Below are 20,305 nucleotides of genomic sequence, written 5' to 3' on the forward strand. Positions count from 1 at the left end.
TTCGGACAAGCCCGCGGCTGCCTACTACGCAGCCACAGGCTTGTCCTACGCTCTCTACGATTGAGGGGGGGTGTTTCCCTATTCCTATTTGTTCATGCGTTTTAAAACCGATTTAAAAGATCCGGTTGTTAAGGTGGGGCGAAAATCAGAGAGGTGATTCCTCTCCGTTTCTCATCCGTTACCAGAAGGAGCAGGAAGCCCCTAGAGGGCTTATCCTTCTTCTTCGGTGCTGTTATTGAACGTGATGCCTAGAATGTGATCAGCGGCTTTCTGGGCTTGTGAGGATGCTTGTATTATTAGTTGTTTATCATCCTTTAATCGTTTTAGCCAATAATCAATATAGGCGGCGCTATTCTCAATTGTGCCGTTTATTATTCCAGACATCCCGCAAAGCATTGCGGAGCACATTTCAGCTATCAATTCTTCTTTTGAATATCTTTGACTTCCGTATTTATCAAAATTCACGATACCTTCGCGATTTAACCGCTTTTGGTGTCCTGTGCTATGTGCCATCTCATGAAACATTGCTGAATAGTATTCATGAATATTTTCAAAGTCACATTTAGGAGGCATACTGAGTAAATCCAGTTCTGGGTAATATACTGCTTCATCTGCTTTTTCTATGTACTTTGGAGCGCCTACATACCCATCTATAATCTTTTCTGCTTCTTCAATTGGATCATGTTCAAAAAATTCCGCTTCTTTTCTTCGACTTGTTAGCCCTGTGCATTGAGTGTTTATTTCCCAAACCTGACTAATTTTCATGAACATTATTTTTATTTTTTTCTTTTTCTCTGGGTTTTCTTCATCCTCTATTTCAATTCTTTTCCAAAAAACAACTTTTTGATGTTTTTCGTTTTTCTTTATTCTACCGCCTGCATCATTGATTTGTTTGAACGTCGCATATTCTCCCGGCTCAAGTAACCAAACGTTGATGCCTCTATATGGTCTTTGTGTAATGTAATTTACAGCGCCTCCACGATTGACCCAAGGTTTTCGCCATGGAACAACCCCCGTTTCAAGTTGTTCAATCATTCGCTGAGTAATCAATTCATAGATGGCATTCGACATTTTTTCTTTCAATCCCTTCACTAGTTGTTTTCTTAACTCTTAATAAGATTATACCATTTCTACAATCATTTGTATATAACATTACATACTAAACAACTAAATTTATTTTGCTGATTTGTACGTAATATTATATACAAATGATTTAATTCATGTTATAATGAAATTAAGAAATTCGAAGGAGTGGTGAGGGAAATGAAATACAAAGTAACGTTCACATGCTGTGCTTTCGGAATTTGGCGAACAGCGACAAAAGAATTATACGCTCATGAGATCGAGGAGCTAAATTCTTCGCCTCTAATATGTATTGATGAAATGGTTCCAATGGAACCTGCTGAAGTATAACACATGTTATAAAAAAGGTATTCGCTTCCGAGCGGAGTACGCCACGACCCCGAAAGGGCGAGCGACCAGGACGCCGAAAGGCTACGCCAAGACGAAGCGAAGAACCTTGTACCTATAAACCCACTTTTGAAAGGATTGATTAATATGATTAAAACTTATGCTAATTGGACTGGAAGCTTGAACGAGTACCTGCAAGTCGGTGATCTGGTAGATGAAGAAATGTTCGATCATTTCCTAAACCTTCTGCCCCCTGCATGTTGGACCGCTAATCTACTACAGATGGGTGAACCATTTAACCATGTTTGCGGGCGTCCGACTTTCGCAACATTAAAGAAAACACCAGAAGGGTGGGCGTTTGCCGGAAATTGCTTCTGTGGTGATTCTGAAAACCCACTAATAGCACTGAGGAAGTTGGAGTAATTACATATTCTCAAAATGGGGGGATAGGATATCCCCCCCATTATTAATTAGCTTGGAGGTGCGCAAAATGAAAAAATTTTATTATGTCCCACAAATTAGTATTTGTAAATGTGGCAAGCATTTTCAGTCATTTGTAACCATTTCAAGCCCTGTACGTTCTTTAGTACAGGATTCGCCCTGCACCGAGGAGTGTTATATGAGTCTGTATTCCAATGAGATTCTAAAAGAGTGTGAAATGGACAACGGACCCTACGGAGGCGCTTTTGGTTCATGGAGCGAGTTTGAAAAAATGGTTCTATAACCAGATTAAATAGCGCGTTGCCCCGGTGGATCCGGGCGGCGCTGCTGTTTAAAAAGAAATTCGCTTTTTAAACAGCAGCGCGCAATGAACTGCACCCCATTTGTTAGACACCACTAACAATGGAGGTGCAGTTTTTTTGTCTAATTTCAGTTTAGATGAGAAATTGAAGGCCATTCAAAGGTATCAGAATGGTACTGAAGGAGTCAAAAGTATTGCAAAATCATTAGGGATAAATCATGAAGTTTTACGTATGTGGATTAGGCAATACGAATATCACGGGATAAGAGCTTTTGAAAAGAGCTATACAGCTTACACCGCGTCATTTAAACTAGACGTACTCAACTACATGAATGAGTATGGGACGTCTCCAAATGAAGCTGCTGTCATCTTCAAAATTTCCTCTCCAGGGATTATTAGAAAATGGCGCAATCAATTTAATGAAGATGGAAAGGACGCCCTGAAATCAAAGAAAAAGGGGCGTTCACTCATGACAACTAACAAAGAAAATATTGCAAAGAAACAAGAACCTACGGAGGGTTCAGTCGAAGCTCTAAAAGCTGAAATAGAACGTTTGAAGATGGAAAACGCCTATTTAAAAAAGTTGAATGCCTTAGTTCAAAACAAGGAAAAATCACCAAACAAGACAAAGCACAAGTAGTCTATGAATTAAGGCATGAATTCCCGGTGGTTACATTACTAGCGTTCGCTGCCATCCCCCGTAGCACATTCTATTACTGGGTAAAGCAGTTCAACAAACCCGATCTAGACGCAGACCTTAAACTCCTTATTCAATCCATTTACGAGGAGCATCAGGGCCGTTATGGCTATCGTCGTATCCGTGATGAACTATTGAATCGGAGAGAACAAGTTAATCATAAAAAAGTGCAGCGTATCATGAAAGAATTAGGCTTGAAATCAGTAGTACGTATGAAGAAATATCGCTCGTATAAAGGAACAGTAGGTAAAATTGCACCTAACGTTCTCGGCCGTAATTTTAAAGCGGAAAAACCAAATGAGAAATGGGTTACCGATATTACAGAATTTAAATTGTTTGGAGAAAAGCTGTATGTATCACCTGTTTTGGACTTGTTTAACGGTGAAATTATCACGTACACAGTAGGGTCCCGCCCTACCTATTCCTTAGTCTCCGAGATGCTAAATAAGGCCTTTAAACGCTTATCTGAAGAGGACGAACTCCTCCTGCATTCGGATCAAGGCTGGCACTACCAGATGAAGCAGTATCAACATGCTTTGAAGAAACAAGGAATTAGTCAGAGCATGTCACGCAAAGGAAATTGTTACGATAATGCAGTAATGGAGAACTTCTTTGGCATTATGAAGTCGGAGTTTCTATATCTTAATGAGTTTGAAAGTGTAGATCACTTCAAGCAAGAACTAGCACGATACATAGATTATTACAATCACAAACGTATCAAATCAAAACTAAAAGGCATGAGCCCGGTACAGTACCGAGCTCATGCCCAACAGGTTGCATAAAACATTTGTCTAACTTTAAGGGGTCACTTCACATCCGCTTGGCTGCCTTTGACAGCCAAGCGGATGATATTTGTTTTGAGCCAGGTCCGCGGCATTTCCGCTGCATACGGCGCCGGCACACTGCGCCGACACTCGTATTCCGCTCCATCGCCGCTCCGAGCTGAAGCTGGCCCGCGGCTGCATACTACGCAGCCGCAGGCCAGCTTTAGACACGTTCGTCGTTCCCCGAGGATTTAAAACAGAAAACCTTTAAAACCGACTTAAAAGCATGGTTTCAAAGGGGGCATCTTAAAAAGACAAAAAAGAGAGGTTCATTAACCTCTCCGTTTGTGGTGTATGTTCCCTTATTTTGTTAACTTTGCTCTTTCGAGCAAGGTATCAATTCCAGTCCCGCAGAGTTCAGCGACTACTCGATCAATTAATACCTTTTCCTGCTTGCTTGCATTTTTATATAGTTTAAAAAACTCAATGCCCTTTTGTTTATTCTCCTTTGGATCGTCAGCTAGGACAGCCGCTTTAAACTCCTCAATGAATTGTTCCTTTGTGGTTTTTTGTGTTCCATTTTGTTCCATCATGATCAGTTCTCCTTAATTGAATTATTTGAGTATACCTAATTATAGCATTTTTAAAAGCGTTTGTACATAAAATTATATACAAAATAGCAAAATAAACTTAGTAATTTGTATATAATTATATATACAAACGAATGTAGAAATGTTATAATATTATCAAGAGGTTAAGAGAAGCGGAGGCGAACAAAATGAAGTTCTTTAAGAAAAAAATGAAAGTTGAGATTACTATCATCGTTTGTAAATCCTGCGATGGTCATATGCCGAGTAACCAAGTTTCGAAAGATGGTCACTGTTGGATTTGCATAGCATAGAGAGCGGAATGGGCTAGCCCATTTATAAAAAAAAGGTATTCGCTTCCGAGCGGAGTACGCCACGACCCCGAAAGGGAGAGCGACCAAGACGCCGAGAAGGCTACGCCAAGACGAAGCGAAGAACCTTGTATCTACCACATTCTTAGGAGGTTGTTAGTATGAAAACAGTAAATAATCTTGCAATGTTAAATGTTCGTGTTGGTCTAATCGGTGAGGACTTGCTGAGAGGTAAGGAGTCCGAAGTAAATCATTCTTTCGAAACCCTTGTTAATAAAGGGATTCTGAACAAGGTTTATGAGTTCGTGGATGGTAGCGAACACAATATTCTTTACAGAGTCAACCTTAGCCCTGAGTTAGCTAGGGAATTAAAATTTGAGATTGAATTGGAATACATCCGCACTGGATGTTTCCACATTCTCAATTATTGGGCAGGACATGCCGTACTTAAGGATTTCGTAAGAGACCTTATACCCGCGGCTTAAACTTCACAGCCAATGGGGGAGAATTCCCCCACTGGCACAATTAAAAATTCTAGGGGGATTGTGATTGCATGAAAACTAACGTCAAAGCCTATGCGCTGAAAACTGTACAGCTTAAAACAGAGATTTCTTCTGATAGCGATATTTCAAAGATCGTCAACACATGGCTAGAAGATAACCAGTGCATTGATAATCAAGAGATAACCATTATTTCCATTGATTATCAAACTATTTGGCAACCATGTATGGGCTATATAACCTTTGCCCATATTGCCTATACACTACAAGCCGAAGGTATTTAGTTTTCCTTATTCCTAGATTTACTTTAAGGATCGGTAAAAATTTCTTAGGAGGTATGCAAAGTGAATAAAAACATCTGGTGTCAAGGTCGTAAGGGTGTATTGTACTTTATTACTAAAAAGAAAGAGAAAGCAAAACGTATAGCAAAACTTCTTCATGGTCGTAGAGCTAGTGTTGTTATTGTAGAGAACAAGCATAGAATTATTGTCAAATTACATTGTTAAAACCCAAGCCGCAGGCATTCGACCCCTTCGGGGGTTGGGCTTGGGACAGATGATAAATAATAGGAGATGTTAAAAGCATGCTCAATATAACAAGCGGATCAATCATCACCAGTCAGCAAGGTACGAGATTCCTAGTAACATTAGCAACCAATAACAAATCAATACACCTTATTAATATGGATGCAGATTTTACTCTACTGGATGTCTCTTTTGAGAGGGTGGAGGAAGTTAGGGATTTTATTGATATTGCGAAAGTCACCACTAAAGACATGACCATTTTGTCATTTCTAGAAGCATACAATCCTGATAATTAATAGCGATAACATTATCCAAGTCGCCGTAAATGGGGAGATCACAATTTTGAGAGGAAAGGCGATAATACCATATTTTTTAAACTAACGTATATAATATTATATACAAAAGTACGTTTCTATGTTATAATATTATTATCACATAGCGAACAGGGGTAATAATCAATGACAACTACTACTTTAACAAAAGTAACAAAAAAAGAAGTTACCGCAAACAAGGTAAAGAGCTATATGAAAGAATGGATGAATTGTACGGGCATTGTAAAGGTTACCGACTCAGATTTATCTTTTCACAAATTTACAGCAAAAGATAAACAAGGAGTGGCGCAAACATACAGAGCGCAGAAGGCCGCTGAAAGTGACGGATATTGTAACATCTTTATTCAAGAATCCAACGAATGGCAATGGTGTGATGCACTTCAATTATAAGGGTTTTAGTTGACTTAAATCTTTTGGGGAGCTTACCGCTCCCCTCATACAAAAGAATGGAGCTGCTTAGAATGAAAGAAACGGATAACGTAAAAACGATGGAGTTTATTGGGAAAGATTTCTGGGACAGACCCGTTTATAAGTGTATTAAAATGGGAGCTTGTGGAAGGATGTATCACTGGGCAAGAGAGATACACCTAATCTGTATAGCTCCAGTAACAATGAGTTCGACGGCGAGCCTAGTTCGCCTATCAAGGATGATCTGGTTGTGGTCTACAAGACCAAGTACGAAGAGAGCCCATATAGGGATAATTACATGATGCTAAGTAGGCTAAAAACTGACTGTGAATACTATCTTGGGTATGGATACAGGAACAAGAACCGTTTGTGTGGCGATAGCGTGGAGGAACATATTAAGGCAATGAAGAATCTTCACAATTCCTTCCCTGAAGGTCAGAAGCCAGAATGGTTGACGTACGAGGGCATTCTTGACTTTGAAAAACAAATGAAAGAGTGAGCGGATAAAGGTTCTTTTTCGTGAATAATTCAAATAAAGAAAATATTTTAAAGCACCCACTCAGGGTGCTTTTTTAAAACCGATTTTAAGGGATTAGTTTTAAAAGGGGAGGGGTTTGGTTATAACATGTGTTATAGCAAATTTTGAAAAATAAAGTTTCTAGTTACGTTTGTAACCCCTTTACATATGTGAGTGGATATGATATATTATATGTGTGGGGATCACCTGCTTAACCCATTGGGGGAGGTGATAAACATGGAAAAGTGGCTTGCACTACTAATCGGAGTCTTAAACGCTATCAGAGCTTTAGTTGATTTGTTCCTATGGATTCAGCAAAAAGCCGCTGAGAAAGAAGAAAAAAAGACCCCGCACGAGTAAGCACGAAAGTCTTTTTCCACGGGAGAGGAAAGCCCCACTTTCCTCTCTTGATAGTTATATTATACGGTTTTTAATGATTCTATGCAAGGAGGGAGAGCGGAACGGTGGAAATCAAAGATCATGTTAAGAGTCTATCCAGAGAAGAGCGTAAAGCCCTTTTAGATGAGATATTTGCCGCCATAGACAGAGAGGAATTAGTATCCCTTCTTCAAGCAGAATTACTAGAAACCGCTGAAATTGAACAGGTTCTTGGAATTGGCAGAAAGTCCGTCAGTGACTTGGATAAGAGTGGCAAGATATCCAAAGTAAAAAGGGGAATCTTTTTAAAACGTGATGTAATGGATCGCCATGAAAAATTGCCTGAATTACGGGAGAAGTATCAGCCATATAGAAAAAATAAAGAGTAATAACAACATATTTTTTTAAATATATGTATATAAATTTATATACAAACGATTGTGAGTATGCTATAATAAGATTATCAGATAGGAAGTGCTTGCTTGGCGGTGCGAGGGCCATCACACTTTAATAGGAAATGAGGTTCTAACGAATGGCTTATGTTTGGAAGACAGCAACCGGTACTCCTCATAGCTTAAGTGTTGTAGCTAATTTGGTGGATGAAGTAAACGGAATGGTAGTTTCACAAATATGGATGCATGAAGACGGAACGTTTTCTATGACAACCTATGAAGACGAACAGAAAGGGAATTTAGACGGAAATGAGCATAGGGGAGATTTCCTAGAGTTACAATCTGTTGCAAATACTTTGTTCAGTCAAAAACTAAATGAAATTGGAGGAACATGTAATGAGTCGGGAACTAATTTTTAGAGGGCAAGTTGTAACCTTACATGATGCCAGGATTCCAGAGCAAAAACGACTATCTACGATGCACTATTACGAAATTCGGCATACGGATCGATCCGTGGCCGACCCATCGAAATAGCTGAAAAAGTTGTCGTGAATTTCTATGGAACATTAGCTTCTAACTATCCGCTGCATGTAAACAAAAGCAGTTGGAAAAAGTTGAAGACTTCGGAAAGAGCCACTATTGCTAACAATGATCTGAAAAATCAAGTAGATGGCATTATACAAATTCTATGTAAGTTTAAACTCGATAAGCTGCATGAGGTTGTGAAAGACCGTACTCGGGAATTTTCAGATATTGACGAGATTTATAAATACGGTAAGGAGGCTTGTTACCGTAAAGGGTTTGGTGATGATCTCGACCGAACATTAGATTTATTAAATGAATTAATTGAATTCAAAAAAAGCATTTTCTAATTGAAAGGGTGGACTGGTATGTCACTTATTGAGAAAAAACGGATGGAACTGGTTGCTTTAGCAGAAAGCAAGGGTTTTGATTTCAGCGATGCCGAGGTTATTGCTGTATCCCAAGAATTAGATGTTTTACTTAATATGGATGCCAGCCAGTCCATCGATTGCGCTAAAAAGTGTTATGCAATTTAAATATCTATTTATTTTGTCTTATTGTATATAATATTATTGACAAATAAACGTAATTTTGATAAGATATAAATATAGAAGTTAACCAAAAAACGAAACGGAGCGATTCAAAATGACAGTAGAACAAAAAACACGTTGGGCAGAATTCAAATTGAAATTGGAGGCTATCATTTCAAAAGAGGAAACGCTAAAAGACGGCGTAAAGAAAGCGGCTGACGTTTTGGGCGTTGCGTTTAAAACGGTTGACAAGTGGATGAAGGAAGAGACTGAGCCTGCTTCTAAAAGCTTTGAAGAGTACGAGGAAAAGTTGGATACATACTTGGGGGAACTTGATAATAAGCCAGCAGAAGAACTGGAACAGGGTGATAAAGTAACTGAAATCAACAGTGTTGCCGCTGAGCAACCAATTCAGGAACAACCGGAATTTAAGCTTGTAGCTAGTGGTTATGCGCAAGTGCCCTTAAGCTTGGTTGATCCGAATCCATATAATCCGCGTAAGGTTTTCGATGAAGCTCTACTTCAAGAACTTGCGGACTCGATCCGAGAGATCGGGCTTTTGCAAGCACCAGTAGCACGTCTCGTAAATGGCCGCTATCAACTGATTGCAGGGGAACGCCGATGGCGTGCAGTTACGCTTCTTGGTTCTCCGATGATCGAACTCAAAATTGTTGAAAAAACGGATGAAGAAGTAGCGACTGCAACACTGACTGAGAACATGCAACGTGAGGATGTAACACCAATCAGCGTTGCCCGTGAAATCGACCGAATGATGAAGGAGTTTAAAGGCACTCAGTCCGAGATTGCTAAAAAACTTGGGGTTACACAAGCAAAGGTTTCACAGTATCTAAACTTACTTAAAATCGCTGAGCCACTTCAAGAAATGTTAGAGAGAAATGAGCTCAGCCAGTCCATAGCACAGCGCATTGCTTCACTCGATACGGATACTCAAATTCGATATATCCGCGCAAATGATCTAGGTACACTAACGGTTAAGGATGTTCAGGAATATGTGAATCTTTATAAATTTGTTCTTGGTCACCTAAGTGCGGAAATGCAAGAAGAAGATTCAATGAGCGTGAAGTTTGCTAAGTTCATGCATAAGCAAGGAATCATTGACATCTATCTTTCACTTAATGAATCGATTTGGAAATGGAAATTTCTTCGAGAGCAAGAGCAAATAGGATATGAATATGATTTTGGAAATTACCTTCCAGATGATTTTAAATACGATATGTTTTATGAAGCCTTGCTTGATGATTGTTACCAACCGCATCCGATTGAATTATATCCGAATCTTTCAGATGAAACCTATATCGCCCTATTCATACAGTACACTGATGATTTTATGAATCTGTACTATCCAATTGATGAAACTGAAAATGAGCAAGAAGAAGAGCATACAGATACTTCAGCAATTCAAGAACAAAAACAGGAACTGGATCAAGCAGATACTTTTACTGGCAATGCTTCGGACGATAGCAAACCCATTTCACCGTTAAATAATGAAAATCCTTCTTCTCCAACAAAGCAAGATGATGAGCCGAATATTGAAAGTAGCACAACAGGAACTGCTGTTGCTGATACAGGACATGTAGCAGACGAACAGAACCAAGGGAAAGAGCTTACAGGAGGGCATGTTGATGATACAAGTTCTGAAAAGGGTAAAGATCAACCAGAAGCCAAATCACAGAATGTTTCCCCTATTCCTGTTCTTAATCATAAGCCTGAGAAGAATAAAACGGAGCGCGTTTTACAAATCATTCAGGAGCACCAAAAAGATTCCCATGCATTAACTGAACGGTGCTACAATTGCCGATTCTTCAATGCCGAAGCTGATACATATGCAGGACGTTGTAATTCCAATGCATTCCAATCATCAAAAGTGAATGCGTTAAGTCGTTATAAAGCAGATGGTGTAGACCTCTTTACATGCGCTGGTTATGAGCCGAACGATGAAAAAATAGCAAGCCTTGTAGAAGTCGCTAATATTGATACTGAAATGGTTATGCTTGACGTAATGCTAAATCTGTTAATGAACTACTCTTCAAAATTCACACGCTACATTCCAGAGTTTAAAGGTAAGAATAAAGAGGAGATCAAAGAGATTTATCAGCAAGCCGATGCAAAACATAAATCCTATTATGTGGCGACCCTATCCCAAGCAATGGCTTACTATCGATATGAATTAAATAATCAGAAGTATTTACACGAAGTTGACGGAACAATCGTACCGATAGTAAGAGACGTAATCGTTGGTAGTACTGACCTGTAAGCTAAAAGCCTCCTCTATAAGGGGGGGCTTACTTTCTAAAATAATGTATATAAAATTATAGGCAAAAAAACTTAATTTTGATATAATTAAATCAAGCAAGAGAGTTAAACATTGAGAGAGGAAGGGATGCAACAAAATGAGTGAGTTAAGACTTTTCTTAGAAAAGTACATAGCCGCAAATTATAAGGCTACGGTTGAACAAGCGGAGGAAACTGCTAGAGGGATCGAATTTTACTTACTGGCTAATGTAATTCCGCAAACATTGCAGCAAAATAATGTGGATGGCTTGTATACCAAAGAAAGAGTTGAAAAAGCAAGCGATATTTTGTTGGTTTATGCAGAAGGTGGCATCGTATGTGATGTTGAGTTTGAATCAGACTTAGAACAGGGTATTCGCACCATGCTAGATAAGCTGTATCGGGCTGGCTTCGACGGATCGGCAGATGATGCCCGTATATTTGATTCTAATCGAATAGAGCTATATTCGTACCCAGACGAGTTCTCAGACGAGTGCAGAGAGGCCGGCATTCCTACAGAGGTGTTTGTAGAAATGGCCGTAGAAAAGTGGAAGAGTGAGTGTAGAAAAGCATAAAAATAATTTGTACATTTGTATATAAAACTATATACAAAGTGAATAACACATGTTATAATGAAGTTAAGAAATAAAACAAAATAACCTTTGGAGGTAAGAAAGAATGACAACAATCACACCATCAGCATCAACATCCCAATTTTCAGCTTTTGCTAGTTTGAACAGATTTTTTAGTTTTGTAGATCGTGGCGAAGTGCCTACTGAAGAACAAGTACAATCAGCGCTAGAATGCCTGCTTGGTGTGTACGGTGCGGTGTCAGAGCAACAAATTCTTACATCAACTGTCCAAGATGTAGAAGTTTTAAAAGAAGCTTATAAAAAAGCAAAGCAAAAAATTCTAGACAGTCGTGGTTATCACCTTGCTAATTTTGGGATAAATGAGATTGACGAACTAATTGTAGAAGGGTTCACAAAAGGAGAGAAATGGAAGCAGTGGGAAATGCCATCCTTTACTCGGGAATCCCTTGATAGCATTATTCGCTTCATGGGCGGAAAATTTGACGCAGAAAAGGACGCTTTCATCTTTATTGATACAGACGGTGAAAAAGCGGTCATGGTCGGATACGACATTGAAGTAAATGGTCAAGTGCATCACGTTTATAATGCGGGGACAGGGTTTTGGTTATGGGAGAAGAAGTAAGTTAGAAAAAAAATTATTGTAAAAATAGGGAAAGTAAAGGGGGTGATTCGTTTTTAAGTAAATAAAATTATATACAAAATAACAATATTATGATATAATTAAATCATTGGTAAGGATAACAAACGAAAGGATTTGAATGCCGATGTGGGAAAATGCAAATATCATTCACGCTTACACCAGAGCAAACATGATTGAAGATGGATCGCTAGTTGCGGTTGCTGATGAATTGTTAAAGGAGGCAGGTATTAAGTTTCCTGTAGCTCTTACACGGGCAGCATGGGACACAGCAATTACGGTTAATCCAAAGGATCAAGCAGCAGGACAGAGCGAATCAGGAAGGCTCTGGGACGTTCTCATGGTATGGAGGGCAAATGCTGTAAGATGCTCAACTGACAGGTTTAACTTCTCAGTTTCCGTATACCGAGGGCAGGATCATAAAAGTGAAACGGTAAATCTTGATTCACTCATTGGCCCAGGTGATACGGTAGCACCGGTGATTACAATTAAACTGAGGCATGAATCTTGGGATTAGTCGATAGCAAGGAGGGGGCTTCCCCCTCTCCATCTTATAACACATGTTATGACGGTGATGGGCGCTTGAACATCGGCGGGCATCCAAGACCGAAATTCAAAGATGTAGGAGTGAATGAGGCATGCAACACATCGGCATAGGCCGTATTGCAGAGGAAAATGAGCGAATTATTGAAAAGTATGCAGGATTAAAAACGGTATCCGTTCGGAGTGTTAAAACGGAAGTGGAGTTAGGATATCTAACGATGGATGCCATTAAACAAGTGGTGGAACAGGAAAATGGAAAAAGTAGTTCACAGTACGTTTCGAGCGAGGTCACGGTTCAGGACATTCGAGATAATCCGTACCAGCCACGGAAGACATTTGATGATGAAACGATTAGTGAGCTTGCTCAATCTATTAAAGAATCAGGCCTTTTGCAGCCGCCTGTCGTCCGTTTAACTTCAACTGGCGGCTATGTATTGGTAGCAGGTGAACGAAGGCTGAGAGCCATTAAAAAGCTTGGCTGGGAACGTGTCCATGTCATACTTCGCTCTGACATGACGGAAGAGCAAGCAGCTACAGCTTCGATCATGGAAAACTTTCAGCGTGAAGACGTGAATGTGATTGAGGAAGCACGCGGTATCCAGATGATGATGCAAAATTTAAAAATGACTCAGTTGCAAGTTGCTAAATCGCTTGGCGTCACACAAGCAAAGGTGAGTCAGATGATAAGTCTACTTTCCCTTATTCCTAAACTGCAAGATATGTACCTTAGTCGTGAACTGAATCAATCCATAGGACGAATTATTGCGCAGCTGCCAGAAGATATTCAAATAAAATTGATTCCTGATTTGACCATGTTAACCGCTGCTAAAGCGCAAAGCTTCGTAAATATGTATAAAGGGCTGATCCAGCTTAGTGAGCTACAAGGTTTTTCTTCTGAATCTTCCGTTAATGCAAAAGTTGTCCTTATCCTACTGCAAAATCATACTATTGACGTTTACAAAACAATTTGGGGATTGCTACATTTTCCATCGGAGGAGGACTTTAAACTTTCCCTTGAGAGCTTACCAACCATGTCTTTTCAGTCTTCCGATTTTGACTTGAGATTAGAGAGAAGAGGCGAAACGCTGGATTCAATGATGTCTAAGTACAAGCTTACTCAGAGAGTAAAAGATAATGGTGAGTTATTGCCGGTTCTTAACTTGTATAAAACGGAAAAAGAAAAGGCCAGTCTCTTACTCATAAATTTACTAATTTCGCTGGATGACAAAGAGCTTGAAGAACTTAAAGAGAAAAGAGATATGTTACTCCATTCTGTTCGTAGCGTGATCGAGCGTGCTGTTCTTACGGCTTCTCATGCAGGACTTAAAACAAAAAAGGGTATGGCGCTATTAGACTATCAGAAACGTGCAGCTGCGTTCAGAGACAGCGTACCAAAGGAACAGGATCATGCTGCATTAATTGCCACTATTCAACAGGCTGATGTTTTGCGAGAAGAGTATGAAACGTTGTATTTCATGCCTGACGAAAAGGAATGTATTTACTGCTGGGAAAAATTAAATGATGACGTTGAATATGATAGTGCTAGTAAAGGCCCGTATCATCATAGTTGCCTAGAAAGTCGGAAGATGGCTGATAAAGAAGCTGCCGCGGCGATAAGACAAAAGAAAGATATTCCAATTTCGCCAGACGCGACGAAAGAACAATATCTATCACCCAATGGATACCGCTTAGGGGATACCGTTATGCTTCAAACAGGTCCGATTGTTCGGATTGAATGGTTAATAAAGAAGGATAGTCCTGTGTATGTCGGTAATAGAAATAATGTTACCTATGAAGTAAAAGAGTACGAAATTGTTCAAGTAGTTAGTGCTGCACCTGTACTTACTATAGATCAGAAGGTTCGATTTCCAGATCCGCTGGAGGCCACCACAAACTTGAACACACCAAAAAGAAAGCTTGTTGCTCTAATTGAAGGTTTTACTAATAATCACTGTTCGGTCATTGTGAGAATTATGCGAGAGGGGCGTTTAGTTCCCGTTGAGATCGATGTGAAATATGTAGAAGTTGTAGGGGATGACGAGGTAATCGAGATCCAGGAGCAAGCTAGTGATCGTGATCCAGAGCTAGGTTTAGTTAGGGTGAAGATGACTAAAGAAATAGAATCTTTACGGGAATTCTCTGAACAAATGGGTGAAAAGCGAGAGGGTGGATTAGAGGAAAAAGCATTTAAAGAACTCTCCGTGTCGTGTGTAGGATTTCTTACATATTCGGGGCTTTATACCGATAATGATTTTATGACAAAACGTAATGAGTTGGTTGAAAGATATCGGGCTATCCAAGAACTTGACGAAGAAGGAGCTTTCGAAGATTTTAATGCTGTTACCATCGATGAAGCTCGTACCCATTCTTCGAGCAGCTCTCGTATTGAACTATCTTTTGATCTGCCGATCGATGTAGAATATGCACTGATTAGTTTAGTAGAAAATAGTGATTTTCAAGATGCTAGTGAATATGTACGGGCTTTACTACACCAACATGTTCATACAGCGGAACAGGTAATAAGCCTAGCTGATCATAAATTAAGAAAATCCATGGCGATATAAGTCGAGCGAATCCGCTCGACTTTCTCCTCTATAACATGTGTTATTAATTTTACAGATAAGAAAGAAGGATATCAGGCATGGCATTTTTAGGATATCGGTTTACCGTTAGGGCATTTAAATATATAAATCCGCCTCTAGAGTTGACCACTCCACAAGATGTATACGATTTTCTGAAGAATGAAAAGTCCGAATATGAAGAGCTGCGAGTCTTGGCTAAAGGTGATGACGCGACGATTGCGCAAGCCCTTTATGGAAGAATCGTGTTTCCAATGAATATGGCCATTTTAGACTTTATTGACGAGTTGACGATTCGTCCTGAGAAATTTACTCCTGCCAATTTCTTAGAAGAACTACAACAAAGGGAAATTAAAAGGGTGGTACAGGTGCCGAATGACGTCAGGGATGCCCTTGTTATTTTGCAAGGACTGCTTGCCGAAGTGCTAGGGGGCGTGTCTGGTTAATGCCTTTTTATTCACCTGAAATCCAAGAGCAAATTAACACGTATCCGATCAATCTGGCAATGGGAGCAGTCGGAATTCGTGTCCAAGGAAACGGCTTCGCTTGTCCATTTTGCGGTGGGGATTTTGATAACGGAAAAATGGACCTAGAACGGAATTTTTTCAAGTGCTGGCGATGTGATGCACTAGGTAAGGATTTTAAGGGAAAGCCAATTAATTTGTTGCAAGCTGTTTACAATTTTTCACTAGCTGATGCTATTGAATTCTTAGCACCGTTAAAAGGCATCGAGCTCCCCAAAGCTGAATTTACCGCAGAGGAGAAAAATAAGTTCCGGCTATTTTGGGAAGTGATGCTCTATTACGAAAAGTGCGCTAAAGACTCCAATTATCTAGTGCAGCGAGGCGTTTCTGAGGAAGTGATCCAGAAAAGGCGGATTGGCTACGCGCCAGGTTTTGATCGGCTCAAAAATCACCTGATTAAAAAAGGATATAATCAAGAAACCGTTTTTCAACACCAATTTTTGAACAACAAATATAAAGATCGCTATTTTCAGCGTATTATAGTTCCGCTGATGAGAAAAAGCGGTGATAGGCAATTTGTTTATGGATTTTATACGAGAAGAACTGACGACGGCGACAGTAGCAAGCATTTAAACCATGATACCGCGCCCATTTCTTACGGGGATGAAGATATAGTCGAAGGAGCCGAATATCTAGATTTTTACGAATCCATTATCAATAAGCTGGTTACGGAAAGTGCTGGCTTCCCTGATGGAATTGCTACTGGTGGATGTACACGGTTCGGAGCACGACATATTCTTGCTGTTAAACGGATCAATCCAAAGTGTATTCGTTTAATTTTCGATCCTGATTCATTAGGGCAGGGACAGACGGCCGCATTTCGCGTAGGGGAGCTTTTGGTGAAGCTAGGGTATAAAGTGAAGGTTGTTTTATTACCGCTTGGCCTAGATGCAGCTGAGCTTATTACTACGCAAGGAAAAGAGGCATTTCAACAATGCTTGGATGCTGCTCTGGATTATGAAGAGTTTCGGGCGCATTATCTATTGAAAGACATTCCGACTGAGCTGATTCAAAAACACTTAATCATACGAGGTGCATTATGCTTAACTTCTACTCAGGTTCAACCTTTGAAAACATTATTTTGGGACTCATCCTCATCCTAGCGATCTTTTTTTTATTTGCTACTATCGTTGCATTCGGACAGAATAACTTTAAAAAAGCAGGTCAATCCTTCATGGTAACAATTCTTTCTATCGTTTTCCTTGTGGTGATGTGGTACATGTTCGGAAACCGTCTGTAGAAATGGGGGTTAAATAGGATGGTTATTGTTAGCGGAACAGTAATGACGTTTGAGGAATACGCAGAAGAGACAGCAATGACAGAAGCTGAATATGAAAGGGCATTAAGTAAATTGTGCTCCGATGAGCTTGAGCTTATGGAATTGTTCAAATGCGATGTTTGCGGAATAATTGAATGTGAATGTTCGCAACCAGCCGAGAGTCCGGAAATGCCGACCAAAAGTGAAAAGTAGTGATATAACATTTTTATCGCTCGCTGTTGATTCTTAATAGTTGGAAAATGGAGCATTATCATGGATAATAAAGATAGAACATCAATGAAGAAGAGCGTAAGGGGGTTTTCATATGAGCTGGCTTTCTAACGCTTTTTTTTATGAGTTAGGCCGAGAAGACAGTAGAAGTGAAAAAGAATTAAATCATTCGCATAGTTTCAAATCAATAATTAATTTTGAGATTAGTATTTTCTACAAAGGGAAAAATAGTACTGTATTTCTTCTTTCAATTGTTCTCATGATAGCGGTAATTCTCATAGTAGGAATTAGTTTAGCAACCCCCTCAATTGATGATAGTAATCAACAAAGTGAGTATGTTCAAAAGCTTTTGGAGGGAATTGCTCAATGATTTTTAGCAAAAAATGGTCTTATGTCATTGCCGTAATTTCCGTTGTTGCTATTTTAACTTTGCTAAGGCAAGGATATGAGCGGGTATTTAATGAGAGATCACCTGACCAGTACATGATTGTTAACTTGCACGAAGACAGGGATGGGGAGTATTGGCTTTTGCCGAATGAGCCAAAGTATGAAAAAGGATTTATCAAGATAAGTAAATCGGACGGCAGCGACCTTTTAATTAATCCAAGTGCCGTTATCGAATTATATAAAAACACCGATCAGGATACAATAATTGAATCTTTGCATCTAAAGCCTGGGGATACCTAAATAATATAATCCATGTTTTCTTAGGAGGATTGAGCACCCATGGATATGCATGATTTTAAAAAGAAGTACAGTAAATTTTACAATGCGATTTATCCTTCCTGCTTAGTTGTGCTTTTTGGTTTTGGTGTCGCCAATGCTTGGAATAAGGATTGGTCAGGTGCTGCAAATTGTTTTGTGATAGGTGCAATAAGCTACGGAACGTACATACTAATAAAGAAAAAAGATAAAGCCGACTTAAAATAGTCGGTTTTTATTTTGCATATCTGTATATAAAATTATTTACAAAGTAACAAATTTATGATATTATTAATTCATAAGGAAGTTCGAAAACATACAGGGTGGTGCGGCAAGTAATGAATCCGATGAAGACAGCTTATTACTCAGATTTACCTAGAAGCAGCAAGAAGATTTCACAGTTTGATGCTGGGGAAGACGTTAAAAATAAAGTTTTTGGAATGAGGAAAGTGTTTACAGTTATTCATCTTTTTGGAGGAATTGGGGGCGGATCACTTGGTTTTTCATGGGCTAGGGGAGAATTACTTGGAAAAGTAGGACGTTTTCGAACACTTGCATCCATCGATTATGATCCGGTTGCATGCCATAATTATGAAAATATTACCCGGGATCAAGCGGTGTGCATGGATCTCTTTTCTAGAAGCCAGTACGTTAAATTTCACGGCCATGAGCCTCCTGCAGATTGGCGAGAAGCCAATGCGGATGATATCCTGCGTGCTTGTAACTATGAGGTACCGGACGTTGGATTTCTAAGTCCGCCATGCAAAGGGTTCTCGGGACTTCTACCAGAAGCAACGTCTAAAACAGCGAAGTACCAAGCGTTAAATGAATTAACAATGAGAGGCGTTAAACTAATGCTCGAAGCATTTTCTCATGACCTTCCAAGTCTTCTGCTTTTGGAAAATGTTCCTAGAATAATGACGCGAGGAAAGAAGATTCTTGAGAAGATCGAGGCCATGCTAATCGCAGCTGGCTATGCGGTGCAACGTGAATCTCATTGCTGTGGTGAAATAGGCGGACTTGGGCAAGGAAGAAAAAGGTTCCTCCTGATTGCCCGTAACTTAGAAAAAATGGGCGCCATTGTCTATCGGCCAGAGAAGAAGAAATTAAAAACAATTGGTGAGGTTCTAAACGATCTTCCATTGCCGGGTGATATTGTGAATGGTGGAAAAATGCATCGAATGATGAATCTGCAATGGAAAACATGGGTGCGTTTGGCGTTGATACCAGCTGGCGGAGACTGGAGGGACTTGAACAACATCGATCATACCCAGTATCGGATTACTTTTCAGCCGAGAGGCGGAGGGGCTTATGGGGTTCAGGATTGGAACAATCCCTCTTATACAATCATCGGTAATTCAAAAATTACAGGAAGCAGCGGAGCTTCTGCGGTGGCTGATCCCCGACTTAACATAAGAGAGAAGCAAGGAAAGGCTAATCTTTACAGGGTGCAGAAATATGATGAGCCTGCCTTTTGTTTAACTGGGGCAGCTGGCCCGTCAAACGGTGCCGTTTGTATCGGTGATCCAAGAATGAAAGATCGTTCCTCAAGACATCCGGGAATTTGTCAGGTTGTTGCTAGTAATGAAACGAGTCCAACGATTACGGGAACAAGGTTTGGAAGTGGAGCTTTGTGTGTGGCAGATCAAAGATTAAGCGCGGCTATCTCAGATCCGAGTATCGCGGAGCGTCCTGGGAGGTATACAGATAAATTCAAAATGCAATCTATGGATGAGGCAGCTTGCACGATCACAAGCGCGGCGGATGTTCAAAGTGGTGCTCCACTAATCGCGGATGCAAGATTAACGTGTAAGCCAAGATCGGGCACTATGGGGGTTCAGCGATGGGATGAGCCGAGTAAAACCATAATCGGTAGTGGTGATATTCATGCGGCGGCGGCAGCCGTGGCAGACCCAAGAATCCCAGAAGATGAGGAACGCGGTGTGTTTTATATCTTAGCTTTGGATGGGACTATTCACAGGCCGCTTACTACATATGAGAATAGCCAAATTCAATCGTTTCCACAGTACTTACCAGACGGAAGACCGTTTGAACTGGAGAAGTGTTCTGATCAAAAGGCGCGCGAGTACATTGGAAATGCGGTTCCACCCAAAGCGGCTCAGGCTATGGCCGAGGTCATGCTAGTAGCCCTAATGGGAAACAGTATTGGTTATTACGCGACAAGTCACACGGATGTATGGGTACAGCCTGAAGGGTTTGAAGAGCTGACGGAGATTCAAATGGTACATTAATTTATAACACATGTTATGCATGGAGAGTGCTTTTCAAAAGAAACACTCTCTATTTTAACACACGTTTATTGTTCGCTATT

At 40.0% G+C, this 20,305-nt stretch carries 29 protein-coding genes; 26 read left to right on the forward strand and 3 right to left on the reverse strand.

Features of this window, described 5'->3' with window-relative positions; genetic code table 11:
• Window positions 1–210: 210 nt before the first annotated feature.
• Window positions 211–1,092: an ArdC family protein gene (locus AC58VC_RS34525; RefSeq protein WP_497375917.1), complete on the reverse strand. Its 882-nt coding sequence runs from the start codon at window positions 1,090–1,092 to the stop codon at window positions 211–213.
• Window positions 1,093–1,539: 447 nt separating this feature from the next.
• On the opposite strand from AC58VC_RS34525, the gene AC58VC_RS34530 reads away from it, so the two are divergent.
• Together AC58VC_RS34530 and AC58VC_RS34535 are read left to right on the forward strand one after the other, a co-directional pair.
• On the forward strand, window positions 1,540–1,833 hold the full coding sequence (locus AC58VC_RS34530; RefSeq protein ID WP_497375919.1) for a hypothetical protein: 294 nt from the start codon (window positions 1,540–1,542) through the stop codon (window positions 1,831–1,833).
• A gap of 437 nt (window positions 1,834–2,270) precedes the next feature.
• Window positions 2,271–3,631 (forward strand): IS3 family transposase gene (locus tag AC58VC_RS34535; RefSeq protein ID WP_161409969.1). Its coding sequence is split into 2 segments (ribosomal slippage): window positions 2,271–2,727 and window positions 2,727–3,631, totalling 1,362 coding nucleotides; the frame shifts between segments, so codons are not numbered across the junction.
• 15 nt (window positions 3,632–3,646) lie between these two features.
• Here the strand turns inward: AC58VC_RS34535 and AC58VC_RS34540 are convergent.
• The gene (locus AC58VC_RS34540; RefSeq protein WP_497375921.1) at window positions 3,647–3,844 is read right to left on the reverse strand and encodes a hypothetical protein; all 198 of its coding nucleotides are present in this window, start codon (window positions 3,842–3,844) and stop codon (window positions 3,647–3,649) included.
• 131 nt (window positions 3,845–3,975) lie between these two features.
• On the reverse strand, window positions 3,976–4,206 hold the full coding sequence (locus AC58VC_RS34545; RefSeq protein WP_497375923.1) for a hypothetical protein: 231 nt from the start codon (window positions 4,204–4,206) through the stop codon (window positions 3,976–3,978).
• Window positions 4,207–4,672: 466 nt separating this feature from the next.
• Between AC58VC_RS34545 and AC58VC_RS34550 the strand changes: the two genes are divergently transcribed.
• The 24 genes from AC58VC_RS34550 to AC58VC_RS34665 all read left to right on the forward strand — a co-directional run bounded on the left by AC58VC_RS34550 (window position 4,673) and on the right by AC58VC_RS34665 (window position 20,225).
• Complete coding sequence (locus AC58VC_RS34550) at window positions 4,673–4,996, forward strand: hypothetical protein (protein ID WP_497375925.1); 324 nt, start codon at window positions 4,673–4,675, stop codon at window positions 4,994–4,996.
• A gap of 68 nt (window positions 4,997–5,064) precedes the next feature.
• Window positions 5,065–5,295: a hypothetical protein gene (locus AC58VC_RS34555; protein ID WP_497375927.1), complete on the forward strand. Its 231-nt coding sequence runs from the start codon at window positions 5,065–5,067 to the stop codon at window positions 5,293–5,295.
• Window positions 5,296–5,355: 60 nt separating this feature from the next.
• Complete coding sequence (locus AC58VC_RS34560) at window positions 5,356–5,517, forward strand: hypothetical protein (RefSeq protein WP_497375929.1); 162 nt, start codon at window positions 5,356–5,358, stop codon at window positions 5,515–5,517.
• Window positions 5,518–5,594: 77 nt separating this feature from the next.
• Complete coding sequence (locus AC58VC_RS34565) at window positions 5,595–5,831, forward strand: hypothetical protein (protein ID WP_497375931.1); 237 nt, start codon at window positions 5,595–5,597, stop codon at window positions 5,829–5,831.
• 162 nt (window positions 5,832–5,993) lie between these two features.
• Window positions 5,994–6,257 (forward strand): hypothetical protein, encoded by a 264-nt coding sequence (locus AC58VC_RS34570; RefSeq protein ID WP_497375933.1) that lies wholly within the window; start codon window positions 5,994–5,996, stop codon window positions 6,255–6,257.
• A gap of 268 nt (window positions 6,258–6,525) precedes the next feature.
• On the forward strand, window positions 6,526–6,774 hold the full coding sequence (locus AC58VC_RS34575) for an LPD11 domain-containing protein (protein ID WP_497375935.1): 249 nt from the start codon (window positions 6,526–6,528) through the stop codon (window positions 6,772–6,774).
• 255 nt (window positions 6,775–7,029) lie between these two features.
• Window positions 7,030–7,152 (forward strand): hypothetical protein, encoded by a 123-nt coding sequence (locus AC58VC_RS34580; protein WP_497375941.1) that lies wholly within the window; start codon window positions 7,030–7,032, stop codon window positions 7,150–7,152.
• A 104-nt stretch (window positions 7,153–7,256) separates the two neighbouring features.
• On the forward strand, window positions 7,257–7,559 hold the full coding sequence (locus tag AC58VC_RS34585) for a DNA-binding protein (protein WP_497375944.1): 303 nt from the start codon (window positions 7,257–7,259) through the stop codon (window positions 7,557–7,559).
• Window positions 7,560–7,702: 143 nt separating this feature from the next.
• Window positions 7,703–7,981 carry a hypothetical protein gene (locus tag AC58VC_RS34590; RefSeq protein ID WP_497375946.1) on the forward strand — a complete coding sequence of 93 codons (279 nt, stop codon included), beginning with the start codon at window positions 7,703–7,705 and terminating at the stop codon, window positions 7,979–7,981.
• A complete protein-coding gene (locus tag AC58VC_RS34595) occupies window positions 7,959–8,096 on the forward strand; it encodes a hypothetical protein (protein WP_497375948.1) in 138 nt (45 codons plus the stop codon). The genes AC58VC_RS34590 and AC58VC_RS34595 overlap by 23 nt, the downstream gene beginning before the upstream one ends.
• Window positions 8,097–8,110: 14 nt before the next feature.
• The gene (locus tag AC58VC_RS34600; protein WP_497375950.1) at window positions 8,111–8,434 is read left to right on the forward strand and encodes a hypothetical protein; all 324 of its coding nucleotides are present in this window, start codon (window positions 8,111–8,113) and stop codon (window positions 8,432–8,434) included.
• 18 nt (window positions 8,435–8,452) lie between these two features.
• Window positions 8,453–8,620 (forward strand): aspartyl-phosphate phosphatase Spo0E family protein, encoded by a 168-nt coding sequence (locus AC58VC_RS34605; RefSeq protein WP_497375952.1) that lies wholly within the window; start codon window positions 8,453–8,455, stop codon window positions 8,618–8,620.
• A gap of 109 nt (window positions 8,621–8,729) precedes the next feature.
• Window positions 8,730–10,889: a ParB/RepB/Spo0J family partition protein gene (locus AC58VC_RS34610; RefSeq protein WP_497375954.1), complete on the forward strand. Its 2,160-nt coding sequence runs from the start codon at window positions 8,730–8,732 to the stop codon at window positions 10,887–10,889.
• Between the two features lie 136 nt (window positions 10,890–11,025).
• On the forward strand, window positions 11,026–11,481 hold the full coding sequence (locus tag AC58VC_RS34615; protein ID WP_497375956.1) for a hypothetical protein: 456 nt from the start codon (window positions 11,026–11,028) through the stop codon (window positions 11,479–11,481).
• 103 nt (window positions 11,482–11,584) lie between these two features.
• Window positions 11,585–12,121, forward strand: a complete 537-nt coding sequence (locus AC58VC_RS34620) for a hypothetical protein (protein WP_497375958.1) — start codon at window positions 11,585–11,587, stop codon at window positions 12,119–12,121.
• A gap of 142 nt (window positions 12,122–12,263) precedes the next feature.
• Window positions 12,264–12,653 carry a DUF6573 family protein gene (locus AC58VC_RS34625; RefSeq protein ID WP_497375960.1) on the forward strand — a complete coding sequence of 130 codons (390 nt, stop codon included), beginning with the start codon at window positions 12,264–12,266 and terminating at the stop codon, window positions 12,651–12,653.
• Window positions 12,654–12,774: 121 nt separating this feature from the next.
• On the forward strand, window positions 12,775–15,243 hold the full coding sequence (locus AC58VC_RS34630; RefSeq protein ID WP_497375962.1) for a ParB/RepB/Spo0J family partition protein: 2,469 nt from the start codon (window positions 12,775–12,777) through the stop codon (window positions 15,241–15,243).
• A 77-nt stretch (window positions 15,244–15,320) separates the two neighbouring features.
• A complete protein-coding gene (locus AC58VC_RS34635) occupies window positions 15,321–15,704 on the forward strand; it encodes a hypothetical protein (RefSeq protein WP_497375964.1) in 384 nt (127 codons plus the stop codon).
• Between the two features lie 215 nt (window positions 15,705–15,919).
• Window positions 15,920–16,885, forward strand: coding sequence for a hypothetical protein (locus AC58VC_RS34640; RefSeq protein ID WP_497375966.1), 966 nt, complete (start codon window positions 15,920–15,922; stop codon window positions 16,883–16,885).
• A 155-nt stretch (window positions 16,886–17,040) separates the two neighbouring features.
• Window positions 17,041–17,253, forward strand: a complete 213-nt coding sequence (locus tag AC58VC_RS34645) for a hypothetical protein (protein WP_497375968.1) — start codon at window positions 17,041–17,043, stop codon at window positions 17,251–17,253.
• Between the two features lie 112 nt (window positions 17,254–17,365).
• Complete coding sequence (locus AC58VC_RS34650; RefSeq protein ID WP_497375970.1) at window positions 17,366–17,641, forward strand: hypothetical protein; 276 nt, start codon at window positions 17,366–17,368, stop codon at window positions 17,639–17,641.
• Window positions 17,638–17,958, forward strand: coding sequence for a hypothetical protein (locus AC58VC_RS34655; protein ID WP_497375972.1), 321 nt, complete (start codon window positions 17,638–17,640; stop codon window positions 17,956–17,958). Before AC58VC_RS34650 ends, AC58VC_RS34655 begins: the two co-directional genes overlap by 4 nt.
• A 39-nt stretch (window positions 17,959–17,997) precedes the next feature.
• Window positions 17,998–18,201 carry a hypothetical protein gene (locus tag AC58VC_RS34660; protein WP_497375974.1) on the forward strand — a complete coding sequence of 68 codons (204 nt, stop codon included), beginning with the start codon at window positions 17,998–18,000 and terminating at the stop codon, window positions 18,199–18,201.
• Window positions 18,202–18,311: 110 nt separating this feature from the next.
• Window positions 18,312–20,225 (forward strand): DNA cytosine methyltransferase, encoded by a 1,914-nt coding sequence (locus AC58VC_RS34665; RefSeq protein WP_497375976.1) that lies wholly within the window; start codon window positions 18,312–18,314, stop codon window positions 20,223–20,225.
• The last annotated feature ends 80 nt before the right edge of the window (window positions 20,226–20,305 follow it).

The organism is Paenibacillus sp. J22R67 (assembly GCF_059692175.1).